General features: G+C 53.0%; 10 protein-coding genes. 3 read left to right on the forward strand and 7 right to left on the reverse strand.

Annotation, left to right across the window (positions count from 1 at the left end):
- Position 1 precedes the first annotated feature (1 nt).
- Positions 2-1,000: a cysteine synthase A gene (locus P1U45_RS12810; protein ID WP_301059418.1), complete on the reverse strand. Its 999-nt coding sequence runs from the start codon at positions 998-1,000 to the stop codon at positions 2-4.
- A gap of 169 nt (positions 1,001-1,169) precedes the next feature.
- Here P1U45_RS12810 and P1U45_RS12815 point away from each other — a divergent pair, with 169 nt between their 5' ends.
- Positions 1,170-1,859: a DUF6134 family protein gene (locus P1U45_RS12815; RefSeq protein ID WP_301059419.1), complete on the forward strand. Its 690-nt coding sequence runs from the start codon at positions 1,170-1,172 to the stop codon at positions 1,857-1,859.
- A 2-nt stretch (positions 1,860-1,861) separates the two neighbouring features.
- On the opposite strand, the gene P1U45_RS12820 is transcribed toward P1U45_RS12815, so the two are convergent.
- Genes P1U45_RS12820 through P1U45_RS12835 form a run of 4 tightly spaced genes read right to left on the reverse strand, consistent with a single transcriptional unit; the run spans position 1,862 to position 6,676 of the window.
- Positions 1,862-3,091: a cyclopropane-fatty-acyl-phospholipid synthase family protein gene (locus tag P1U45_RS12820; protein ID WP_301059420.1), complete on the reverse strand. Its 1,230-nt coding sequence runs from the start codon at positions 3,089-3,091 to the stop codon at positions 1,862-1,864.
- A complete protein-coding gene (locus P1U45_RS12825; protein WP_301059421.1) occupies positions 3,088-3,897 on the reverse strand; it encodes a DUF1365 domain-containing protein in 810 nt (269 codons plus the stop codon). The genes P1U45_RS12820 and P1U45_RS12825 overlap by 4 nt, the downstream gene beginning before the upstream one ends.
- On the reverse strand, positions 3,894-5,222 hold the full coding sequence (locus P1U45_RS12830) for an FAD-dependent oxidoreductase (RefSeq protein WP_301059422.1): 1,329 nt from the start codon (positions 5,220-5,222) through the stop codon (positions 3,894-3,896). Before P1U45_RS12830 ends, P1U45_RS12825 begins: the two co-directional genes overlap by 4 nt.
- Entirely contained in the window at positions 5,219-6,676 is a 1,458-nt protein-coding gene (locus P1U45_RS12835; protein ID WP_366145007.1) for a deoxyribodipyrimidine photo-lyase, read from the reverse strand. The genes P1U45_RS12830 and P1U45_RS12835 overlap by 4 nt, the downstream gene beginning before the upstream one ends.
- A 117-nt stretch (positions 6,677-6,793) precedes the next feature.
- Between P1U45_RS12835 and rfaE2 the strand changes: the two genes are divergently transcribed.
- Positions 6,794-8,260 carry a D-glycero-beta-D-manno-heptose 1-phosphate adenylyltransferase gene (rfaE2, locus tag P1U45_RS12840; protein WP_301059423.1) on the forward strand — a complete coding sequence of 489 codons (1,467 nt, stop codon included), beginning with the start codon at positions 6,794-6,796 and terminating at the stop codon, positions 8,258-8,260.
- Positions 8,261-8,263: 3 nt separating this feature from the next.
- Here rfaE2 and P1U45_RS12845 read toward each other — a convergent pair whose 3' ends face one another.
- Entirely contained in the window at positions 8,264-9,127 is an 864-nt protein-coding gene (locus P1U45_RS12845; RefSeq protein WP_301059424.1) for a DUF3089 domain-containing protein, read from the reverse strand.
- Between the two features lie 346 nt (positions 9,128-9,473).
- Here P1U45_RS12845 and P1U45_RS12850 point away from each other — a divergent pair, with 346 nt between their 5' ends.
- Complete coding sequence (locus tag P1U45_RS12850) at positions 9,474-10,223, forward strand: DUF502 domain-containing protein (RefSeq protein ID WP_293608001.1); 750 nt, start codon at positions 9,474-9,476, stop codon at positions 10,221-10,223.
- Here the strand turns inward: P1U45_RS12850 and recG are convergent.
- On the reverse strand, positions 10,214-12,274 hold the full coding sequence (recG, locus tag P1U45_RS12855; protein ID WP_301059425.1) for an ATP-dependent DNA helicase RecG: 2,061 nt from the start codon (positions 12,272-12,274) through the stop codon (positions 10,214-10,216). The two genes, P1U45_RS12850 and recG, sit on opposite strands and share 10 nt — an antisense overlap.
- Positions 12,275-12,293: the final 19 nt, after the last annotated feature.

Consider the following 12,293-nt stretch of genomic DNA (forward strand, 5'->3'; position numbering starts at 1 on the left):
CCTACATCCAGCTCGGAACCGGCAAATCCTTCGAGCGAAGGAATTCCGGATTATACAGCTTGCTCTGATAGCGATTGCCGTAGTCGCAAAGGATGGTAACAATTGTGTGGCCCGGGCCAAGTTCTTTTGCGAGTTCAATTGCGCCGGCAATGTTTACACCCGCAGATCCGCCAAGGCAGAGACCTTCTTCCTGCACCAGATTGAACAGGATGTTCAGTGCAGTCGGGTCGTCGATGCGGTAGGCATGATCAACTTCAATGCCTTCAAGATTGGCTGTGATACGGCCCTGGCCAATACCTTCGGTCACAGACGTACCTTCAGATTTAAGCTCGCCATTCTTGTAATAGCCATAAAGCGCAGCGCCACCCGGGTCTGCGATACCGATCTTGATATCTTTGTTCCGCTCCTTGAGCGCCATTGAGACGCCACCAAGCGTGCCGCCGGAACCTACAGCGCAAATGAAACCATCGACTTTGCCGTCGAGCTGTTCGTAGATTTCCGGCCCGGTTGTTTCGTAGTGAGCCTTGCGGTTCGCGACATTGTCGAACTGGTTAGCCCAGATCACACCGTTCGGATCCTTCTTATTGAGCTCTTCAGCGAGTTGTCCGGAATAGCGGGCATAGTGGTTTGGATTGCTGTATGGCACCGCGTCGACTTCAATCAGCTCGGCCCCAAGGATTTTGATTGCGTCGCGCTTTTCCTGCGACTGCGTGCGCGGAAACACGATCACTGTTTTATAGCCAAGCGCGTTAGCCACGAGTGCCAGACCAATGCCTGTGTTACCAGCCGTGCCTTCAACGATCGTTCCGCCTGGTTTTAGACGCCCTGAGGCTTCAGCATCCCGAATGATGCCGAGCGCGGCGCGGTCTTTCACAGACTGACCGGGGTTCAGGAATTCTGCTTTACCCAGAATAGTGCAGCCGGTTTCCTCGGACGCGCGGCGAAGCTTGATTAGAGGGGTGTTCCCGATAGCATCAACAACGCTCTGGTGAATGGTCATGTCCGTCTCCTTGATAACGACAGGCTAAATTGATGCACTACAGGTTTCAACTGAACTTCGAGTGATCTTCAGACGTTCTCATTTCGTATGCCAATTCAGAGGAAGCAATCAGATTCTCTAAACAGAGCGTTTCTTTGCTCTCTTTGTGAAACAGATATGGAGAGACGAAATGAAAGCCCTGACGCCTAAAGCCATGCTGATGTCCATCAGCTTGGTGAGCCTCGCCGCAATGCCACACTATGCGAGCGCCAACGTCGCGGAACCAGCGACTGACACATTCCGTTGGATGCCTCAGGATGGAGAGGAGCTTCGATTCTCTGTTCTTCGTGATGGAGATGAGTTCGGTGAACACATCGTTCGTTTCGAAGTTGAAGACGATGAAGTTCGCGTCGAAAACGACATTGAACTGGAAGTGAAATTTGGTCCGATCCGAGTGTTTCACTATCTGCATGACAGCGAAGAAGTCTGGCAAAACGGACAATTGGTTTTTCTCGAAGGCGAGACTAAAAAGGAAGGCGACGATTATACAGTTGTCGCGGAACGTGCCGGTGATGCTCTCAATGTAAATGGCACGCTCTTTTCAGGCGACATTGCACCCACGATAACGCCGTCCAGCCACTGGAATATCAGTCAGGTTATGGGCGAGCGTATTCTCTCGACGGAGAGCGGAGAAATTCTCGATATTGAAGTTTCGCAGTTGGGTGAGGAAACGATTGAAGCCGGCGGTGAGTCCATTACCGCTCAGCGATATCGCCTTGTTTCAGATCTGACGGTCGATCTCTGGTATGACGAGGCTGGCCGCTGGGTGAAATGCGAATTTGATGCGCGCGGCCAGACCATCGAGTATGTGCTTCGGTAAAGCTATTCAGGTTTAGAAAGCAGGAACTGGCCGACATCGGTTCGGCCAGTACTAAATCCGGCCTCGCAATAGCTCAGATAATATTCCCATAGATTGCGGAACTTGCGATCAAACCCAAGCTGCTGAATGTCGTTCCAGTGACGCTGGAATTCCTGATTCCAGATGTTCAGTGTTTTGGCATAGCTCTGCCCGAACATTTCTTCAGATTCGTACTGCAGGCCTGCTGTGGAAATGACATCCTTCAAGACGGAAATGCTAGGCAGCATCCCACCCGGGAAAATGTATTTCTGAATAAAGTCGACGCGTTTGCGATATCTCGGGAAAAGATCATCCTCAATCGTGATGATCTGGAGGCCTGCTTTTCCTCCGGGGCGCAGCAAGCTTTCAATCTTTTCAAAATATCCGGGCCAGAACGCTTCGCCAACAGCCTCGAACATTTCGATTGAAACGACTGCATCAAAACTGCCTTCCACGTCCCTGTAATCGCATAGCTCTATGCTAACCAGGTCGGATAGTCCCGCTTTTTCGATACGGTTGCGCGCATACTCATATTGAGCATCGGAAATCGTGATCGAGCGGACTTTTGAGCCGTAAGTGCTTGCAACGTACTCTGCAAATCCGCCCCAGCCAGAGCCGATCTCTAGGATTTCCTTGCCGGGAGCCGCGCCCACGCTACGCGCGATATGGTCGTATTTGCGCCGTTGAGCATCGGAAATCGTGTCGTCATCTTCGAAGATACCCGATGAGTACGTCATCGATGGGTCCAGCCATTTCTCATAGAAGCTGTTGCCGAGATCGTAGTGCGAGAGAATGTTCTGCTTTGATCCTTTCCTCGTATTCTGCCGGGTGAGGGCATTGACGATGAAGCGAAGGACGTTGGGAAACTTGCTGCCCCGGCCGAGCTTGCCTGCCTGGTCAAAGTTCACAGCAAAGAATGCCAGAACTGCCGTCAGATCTGGCGTGTCGAATTGCTCGTCCATATAGGCATCCGCAAAGCCAATGTCGCCCGCGCCCAGCACGCGTCTGAACAGCGCATTGTCTTTGACGTGGATTTCAGCCTTTGGCCCGGGGATACCGTGATCAAAACGAAACATCCGTTCGTCTGGAAGCGTCAGGATCAGGCGTCCCTTCCGTGTCGAGCGAAGTGCCAGGCATGCAAGTCGGACAGATGTGGGCAGGGATGCGATTTCCTTCATCGTGGATTCGTTGGAAATCTCATAAACAGTACTCATCGAAGCGCCCTCCCGTTGGTAGTTTCGAGTGATGGTGACGAAGTTGCTATTGAGTAGGCTTTTTCAGGAGCCTTTGGTCGACTGTGATAGCGCGCGCCTTTCAACCAGAGGCGAAGCGCCTGCCAGTGAATTCTAGCAATCACCGCAAGGCCTGAAAAAGGAGCCAGTACGGTTCGTTTTATCAATGCCGCGGGGGTCGCTGCGGTCCGTGTCACGTGCAATGTTGCTGTGTGAAAGCGCCCGTCATCGGACAGGTTCTCAATCAAGAGCGAGAACTCATTGCCGACGGTGTTTACAGTGAATCGGTATTGACCGGACACATCCCAGAACGGTGATACATGAAGTGTCTTTGGCGCTTCATGCCGTGATTGATCGGGCGCGAATGGCACGACATAGGCATGTTGATCGCCAAATGTGTTGTGAACCTCATAAATCAGAGCTTTTACGCGGTTGTCACAATCGCTCAGCGTCCAGATAGAAATCGGCGAAAAGCCTAGGCCGAGAATATCCGGAAATGTCATCAGCCGGATAGAGCGTCCGTCTGTTTCAACATTGATTTTGGCGAAGAGGTCACGCGCCCAGCCTGACAAATCCGAAGAGGCCCGGTCGCCATATTTGCTGGTGCGGATTCGCATGAGATTGAAGCGGTCAATCGAGAAACCCTTCAGGGTCTCCTCGGCTTCTGCCATCCGTGCAACGTCGATCTCAATCATCCTGACCGGATAACTGAAGCTTCGACGGAAGGGTTCGAACCGCGTGTGAGCTGTTCTGCCTTCTAGGAAGTGGATGGGCGCCTGATCGCTCATTGCGCTGCGACACTAGCAGATTGTGCCTCGGAAATCATCGGCGCCCGTGTGATTGGAGCAATACCGGCCGGTTCCCATGGCAATTCAGCGCCGAGAGCGAGCGCTACGCGCAGCCCCGACTTCAGACCATCTTCGTGGAAGCCATGGCCAAGCCACGCGCCGGCAAACCACAGGCCGTCGCGACCATTATAGGTTTCCATCGCTTCTACGGCTTCTGCAGCAGGCAGATCGAACATTGGGTGGGTGAACTCAAACCGACCAAAGGTCAGATCGCTCTGCGGCGGTGTTTCCGGGTTCAGCGTGACGAAGAGAGGTTTATCCTCATCGATGTTCTGGAGAATATTCATCCAATAGCTGAGCGTGATTTTCTTGGTTTCGCCTTTAAGGACATTCCACGCCGCCCAGGCGCGCTTGCGCTTAGGCATCAGGGCTGCGTCACGGTGCAGGTAAGCGACATTCTCGTTCACGCGGCTCCGCGCGAGAGAACTCGCCTGATATTCAAAGCCGTCACCGAGGATGTCCTGAACCTGGTGTACGTGGCAGGCGAGAATAACTTGATCAAAGTCTTCAGCTTCCCCGTTCACAGAAATTCGAACGCCGTCAGTTGTGCGGTCAACACGGGTAACAGCCGCGTTCATCCGGGCCCGGCTTCCAAGCTGGGAGACGAGTTGCGAGACGTAAGCCTGACTTCCACCTTTTACGGTCCGCCATTGTGGACGTTCAGTGTGGAGCAGACGATGGTTATTGAAGAATCGCAGGAATGAGCGAGCCGGATAATCCATCATCTTCGCTTCCGGCGTGGACCAGATAGCGGCACCCATCGGGTAGATATAGTTGGCGCGGAAGTCTTCCGACATCCCGATATCATCAAGATACTCCGCCAGCGTCATATTGGACGGCAGAGCGTCATCTCCGGCGGCCTCTCTCGCCTTGGCATTGAAGCGGAAAATATCTCGAAGGAGCCTCAGAAATGAAGGCCGGAATAAATTACGTTTATGTGCAAAAATGCCGTTCGGGTTTGAAGACCACTCAAACGCAGCCGGATCGCTGACCGAAAAGCTCATATCGCTTTGCATGGTCTCGACACCAAGTGCATCCATGAACTGCATGAAATTCGGATAGTTGAGCGGGTTGCAGACAATGAATCCAACGTCGACATCGATGTGTGAGCCATCATAATCCACGGTAACCGTCTTTGCGTGACCGCCAAACCGGTTGTCGGCTTCAAACACCGTTACATCAGCCTTGTCCTTCAAAGCCCATGCGGCGCTCAAACCGGAAATGCCCGAGCCGACAACGGCAATTTTTTGTCGCGTAGAATTCATGTCTTCAGGCTTTCATATGCATCGAGTGCGCGTTGGCGCGCCTGTTTGTGGATGACGATTGGTTTCGGATAGTCGTGGCCGATCAGGACACCACATTCTTTCTGTACGTCGCGGGGGGTGTCCCATGGTGCAAAAAGATATTTTTTGGGTAATTTAGACAGTTCTGGGACCCATTTGCGGATGTAAACGCCATCGGGGTCGAACTTTTCACCCTGTGTGATCGGGTTGAAAATGCGAAAATATGGCGACGCATCAGCGCCACTTCCTGCGACCCACTGCCAGCTGGCTGGATTGTTCGCAGTGTCTGCATCTACGAGCGTGTCCCAGAACCATTCTTCTCCGGTACGCCAGTCGATCATGAGGTGCTTAATCAGGAAGGATGCGACGATCATGCGAACACGGTTGTGCATCCATCCCGTGGTCCAGAGCTCTCGCATGCCGGCGTCAACGATCGGATATCCTGTTTGGCCCTTCTGCCATGCGGTCAGGCAGGTCTCGTTCTTTTCCCACGGGAAACCGTCGAATTTGTCATTCCAGTTTTCGGTCGACAGGTCCTTGCTCTGGAAGAGTAGCGAATAGGAAAAGTCTCTCCACGCAAGTTCACGCAGGAACGCCCAGCCATCGGACTCCAACTCCGATGCTCCAGATATCTTTTGCAGAGTTCTGGACCAGATTTCGTGGACTGAAATTTCACCAAAAGAAAGGTAGGGCGAAAGCCGGGAGGTATTGGGCAGATCAGGGCGATCCCGCTTTTCCTTGTATCCCTTCAAACCTTCGTCGAAGAAGGTCTCCAGACACGCCTTTGCGCCGTCTTCACCTGGTATCCAGGCCTCTCCAAGACCGTCCGACCAGTCAGGTTTTGACGGATGAAGCGCCCAGTCCTCGAGATCTTCGCAGTCGAAGTCTGAGAAGAAAGAACAATCTGGAATTCCGTCGGGATGTTTTGGTGCAAAGTCCGGCTTCAAAGCATTCCAGAAGGGGGTGAAGACTTTGTACGGATTGCCTGAGTTGGTTTTGACTTCCCACGGTTCTTTCAAAAGACTTCCGCTGAACGAAGACGGTGAGTGTCCCGCTTCGCTCAAAACGGACTTCACGCTTTTGTCGATGTCGGTTTCCGAGGTTGAGTAACGGCGATTCCAGAACACTGATTTGACGTTGTGAGTTCTGCACACATCGAGGAGGACATCCGCTGTAGAACGGTCTGTGTTTCTTTTAAGGAAGAGCTTGCCGCCAAGGTTCTCGATTTTCTCTGAAAGTGCACGCAGTGACTTGTCCAGCCACCACCGTTTAGCGCCGCCGAGCAAGCGGGGCTGTTCGTCATTTTCGTTAAAAAGATAGAAGCAAAGAATTGGTTTTCCCGCATCCGCAGCGGCTTTCAGCGCAGGATTTGCGCTGAGGCGGAGGTCATCTCGAAACCAGACAAGTGATATATCTTCAGCAGAAATGACTTTTATCCTTTTTCATCCAACGCTCTCTACGAATTTTAGTTCACAGCAGATCAGAAAATTTGTGACTTTCCAACCAGATCATTGGTAGAACCAAAACACCGCTCAAAACCTGAAGGATGGAAAGTGGATACTCAATACCAGCTTCTTGAACGTGTATGCGACGCAGCAGCCAATCAGACGATTTTGTGCGTCGGAGATATCATGCTCGACCGCTTCGTTTATGGAGGGGTGAGCCGTGTATCGCCTGAAGCGCCGATCCCTGTTCTTGAACAGAGAACTGTAACTTCAATGCTGGGCGCCGTTGGTAACGTTGCTCGCAATGTCGCGTCGCTTGGTGCGCGCGCCGTTGTTTGTAGTGTGACCGGAGCGGATTCAGAAGCAGAAGAATTGCTCAAACTGCTCTCAGATACCGACGGCCTCGTGGGCTGCACGGTGCAGGATTCCAGCCGACACACCACGCTCAAAGTTCGCTATGTGGCAAACGGTCAGCAATTGCTACGCGTCGACAGAGAAGAACAGGGTGCGATTTCTGAATTTGTAGAAGGTCGGCTGTGCGATTCTATTGCGGAAGAAGCGCAACAGGCCGCCGCAATTCTTCTGTCGGACTACGCAAAAGGCTGCGTCACAGAGGCTGTTATCGATGCGTGTCTCAAGGCAGCAGCTGACAACAAAATTCCTCTGATCGTCGACCCTAAGGGAACCGACTTCGCCCGCTATGGTGCAGCAGACCTTATCAAGCCCAATGCGTCAGAGCTGGGTGGCGTCGTCGGGCGCAAGGTCTCCGAAGATGAAGACGTGGAGGCGGCGCTGCGCGAACTGCTCGCAAAGATTCCAGCAAAAGGGCTTCTCGTAACCCGCTCGGAAAAAGGTCTGTCTTTCCTCTCTGAAACCGGAGATGTTGAGCATTTTCCTGCTGAAAAACGGGAAGTGTACGATGTCTCAGGCGCTGGCGACACGAGCCTCGCTGCTTTGGGGCTGGCCGTTGCTGAAAATGCAGACATGGCCACAGCGTCGCAATTTGCTCTGATTGCGTCCGGAATCGCAGTCAGCAAATCCGGCACCGCGACCGTGTCCAATCAAGAAATTCGCGATGCGCTCGCCATTAAAGCAACAAATCAGGCGCGTCGTTCCAGGCAGCACCTTCCACTTGAAGAGCGCTTAGCGGCCTGGCGTGCTGAAGGGCTGAAGATCGGTTTCACGAACGGATGTTTCGATATCCTTCATGCAGGCCATATCCGAGTTCTCGAGTTTTCTGCCCAGCACTGTGACCGTTTGATTGTTGGTCTCAATTCAGATGCTTCTGTGAAAAGGCTGAAAGGCGAGAGCAGGCCTCTGAATAATCAGGACGACAGACGCGAAGTTCTTGAAGCGCTCGGATCTGTCGATGCTGTTATGATTTTTGAAGAAGATACGCCTTTTGAGCTCGTCCGAATGGTTCAGCCCGACTTAATCGTAAAAGGTGGGGACTATGCGCCTGAATCTGTAGTCGGCGCTGATATCGTCAGTGCGCGAGGCGGCGAAGTTCTTATTTGTCCGATACTCGAAGGACGAAGCACGACCGGAACTATCGAGAAGAGCAAGACTCTTTAGAGCCTAAAGTTCATGCTCGGGGCGGTTGATAGGCGATAGTTCAATTGTCTCGAATGGCGGTAATGGTGCGGCGGGTTTCGGAACCTCTGCATCAAGCCATTCTGAAAACGCGCCAAGTGTCGCCAGAACACGTTGTTCGGCCTCATCAGCATTATTCCCGCGAAGGTCCAGAATGCACGGGTACGCTGTAGTGTTTTCGCATGATGGCCAGTCCGGAAGCATATCTGTGCTCGCTGCTTCTGTGTCGCGACCTATGATCAATCCGCCGAACAGATTGTTGAACGGCATTACGCCATCAAGACGAAGCGAATAGACTTCCATGGCAGCAGCAATTCCGTCATCAGACCCACCGAGAAAAATGCCTCGCATAAGCTGATCGTTTTCAAGGTAGTGATCTGCAGCCGCTAGAATGTCTTCGGTTTCAAGCGACTCAGCGCCTTCGCGGTCTATTTGTTCGCCGCTGAGTGGAGAGGCGAACCGACGGCGCGGCACAAACAGGTCGGTCGCTGCCTCTTCAATGCGTGAAGTCCAGACCGGGACGTTTTCTGCGTTCTCAATGCCCGCCCAGTCTAATGGGACATTCCATCCGCCTAGAAATTCGCCTGGGCTTGCTGGAAACCAAAGGACATCGACGCCCCAAGGGCGCTCCCAGCCACCTTCTCGGTCCGTCGTTGGCCGGTGGTGCCAACCACTGATGTCGGCGTAGTCCGCCGCTTCAGGCGAATTTTGGCGCTCAAATGCCGGAGCCCGAGGCGGTGCGATGGTTGCGACGTGATAAATCGCACCGGCGATCATAATGACCAGTGCAATAATCGTCAGCGGTGGCACCAGGCGGGTCAGTTGGCTTGGAGAGGCTTCAGTCGACATTAGAAATTCCGTTTAAGCGGCGATGGTTGAGCAAATCTGATTCTTCGGTTGCCGAGACTTGTCTTGGTCGTCTGGCATACAGCTTTTGCAGAGCGTGTAAAATGTCTGCGCCAGATTTTGGGCAAAGCTGAGACAGAACACGGCAGTTAAAAGGAATTCTCTGAAACAGTCGGGTGCTACGCGTTTATCCAAACGCGACCGTGTTACCCCAGCTGGATGGCCGCTGACCCGTCACAATTTCGCCTCAGGCATATCTGACATCTAAATCCAGACGATTTGACTGGCGATGCGGCGCAAATCAGTCAATGTCAGATGAAATAACGTCCTAGGAATTGTAGGAGCAGGAATGAAAAAGTCGTCCCACGGAAATTCTCACGGCGAAGAACATGAGAAGCATCCGCGCCATGGCTTTTTTGGTTGGCTGAGAGCCCGCTTCTTTGCTGGGCTTGTGATCTCGATCCCGATTGTCGTGCCTTTAATTCTTGTCGCTGTCGCGGTGTCATGGATTGACGAACGGCTGAAGCCGGTATTGCGCTCCGCTATTCCGCAACGTGTCCGGGATTATGACTTCGGTCTTTTCACTGTCGATACTTTGATCGGATATACGCCGGGGCTCGGCGTGCTGTTCGCAGTGGTTTTGCTGACTTTGCTCGGAGCCATCGCTGCAAACCTGATCGGTCGATCGGTGATCCGAACCAGTGAGCAACTGTTCGAGCGACTGCCAATTTTGCGTACGCTTTACATGCCGCTCCGCCAGTTGGTCGAGATTTTTAGCGACAAAGACAGCTCGTCTTTCAAAGAAGTTGTTCTGGTCGAGTACCCGAAAGAGGGCACTTGGGCGGTGGGCTTTTTAACGTCACGTTCTAAGGACGAAATCGGAGCGAAGCTCGGGCAGGATTTTCTGGGTGTGTTCGTCCCAACAACGCCTAACCCGACGTCTGGATTTCTCATCTACGTACCTGCGGAGAAGGTGAAACACCTATCTATGAGTGTTGAAGACGGTGCAAAGCTCATCGTGTCGGCAGGTGTCGTTTCCCCTAAGCACGTGGAAGAAACGGATGGTGAAGAACCGGCTCCGGAAGCGGATCAAACCTGAGCTTTGCTGGCCTTTGTGGGGCTGAGTAACTTCATCAGTGCCGTATAAGTTTCGGGAATGCCGTTCTCGCGTTCGTCAATGTAGATGGCATTGTCATTGGCAATCTGAAGCAAATCCTGATGGCGTGCGAGGTCCAGAAAGCGGAAGTCTGGCAAACCGCTTTGTTCGTTGCCCAGAATGTCACCAGGGCCTCTGAGTTTGAAGTCGACTTCAGCGATGTAAAAACCGTCATTGCTATCTCTCAGCGTTGAGAGGCGTTTTTTTGCCGTTTCACCGAGAGGTGGGTCGTAAACCAGAAGACAAAACGCTGGCTTATCGCCACGACCGACGCGCCCACGTAACTGATGCAACTGCGCAAGTCCGAAGCCTTGTGCGCCTTCAATCACCATAATCGTTGCTTGTGGAACATCGACGCCGACCTCGATTACAGTAGTGGCGACCAGGATTTTTGTCTCGCCGGCCTTGAATGTTTCCAATGCCGCTTCTTTGTCTTTTGCGGCAAGTCGCCCGTGAACCAGCCCGACTTGTTCTGGAAATAGTTCATCTAGCATGGCTGCCCTCGAAATCGCAGACGGCGCGTCCGTGTCATCTTCAACGCGAGGACAGACCCAGAAAACCTGCTCATCTCGAGAGAGTGCTCGCTGAACGCCAGAGAGAATTTCACCCAGCCGGCTGCTGGGCATGATGCGGGTATCTACCGGTTTACGACCCGCTGGCTTCTCGTCCAGAATACTAAGATCGATATCGCCGTGGACTGTCATCGATAGGGAGCGCGGGATTGGCGTCGCGCTCATGATCAACAGATGAGGAGCCGTAGCTTTTGTTGCGAGCCGGACTCGATCGCTGACGCCGAACCGGTGCTGCTCGTCGATGACCACGAGCGCGAGATCCTTGAACTCAACATTGTCCTGAAACACGGCATGAGTACCGGACAGCACCTGAATGCTGCCAGATTTGATCTCTTCCAGAATGCTCTCGCGCGCTTTTCCTTTATCCCGCCCGGTGAGGCAGATAGAGCGAATACCAAGCGGGGTGAGGACAGAGCCAATACTGGCTTCCAGTTGTCTCGCAAGAACTTCTGTGGGCGCCATGATAACGGCCTGTTTCCCGGAAGACACTGCAAGGTAAAGCGCAAACGCAGCGACCGTCGTTTTGCCAGCACCGACATCGCCCTGAAGCATGCGCTGCATAGGGTGTGTATTTTGAACGTCTGTAGCGATTTCCCTGCAAGCGCGTTCCTGAGCGGACGTCATCGGGTAAGGGAGTGAAGACGCGAAACGGTTCAGCATCGTTTCTGAAACATTCAGCACTGGAGCATCTGAGCTGATGGTTTCTGCGCGTATGTCTCGGAATTTCAGAGCTCGCGCCAATGCCTCGTCATAGGCCAGCCTCTCGCGCGCGATCGAAAGAACTTCCGGTTCCAGTGTTTGAGGCACATGAAGACGTTTCAGCGCCTCCATGAATGTCGGCCATTCATGGCGTCGAAGCAAGGATTCTTCTAGCCATTCTGGCGGTTCAGGCACAACACGTAAGGCTTGTCGGATGAAGCCCAACAATCTGCGGTTCGTCATGCCCGCCTGCAGTGGATAGACGGGTTCGATCAAAGGAATCTGGTGGATCTTGTCGGCTGGTACGACATAGTCGGGGTGCGTCATCTGCCGCTGACCGTGAAAGTCTTCTATCTCACCGGACACAACGACCGTTTCGCCAATGGGAAATTGCTTCTGTAGGTAACCGCTGTTGGAGTTGAAAAACACCAGCGTCAGAAATCCGCTATCATCAGCTAATCGGATTTTTTGGAGTTTTGAGCCTCGCGGCGCGGCACTGAAATTTTGAACGATCCCGCTGACAGTTTGAGTTTCTCCCGGCGTCGTTTCATCAAATCGAGCTTGTAGCGATCGGTCGATCCAGCGATGCGGCAAATGGCTGATCAGGTCGAACAGCGTCGCGCCACCGATAAGGCCCTTCAGAGACTCGGCCAGCTTTGGTCCGATCCCGTCGAGCGTGGAAATCGGCTTTGTCCACGCTTTACAGATGTCGTCGGAATTCAAGTTAGCCCCCGAATGTGCA

Origin of the sequence: Ponticaulis sp. (genome assembly GCF_029210165.1) — a bacterium.
GTDB lineage: Bacteria > Pseudomonadota > Alphaproteobacteria > Caulobacterales > Hyphomonadaceae > Ponticaulis.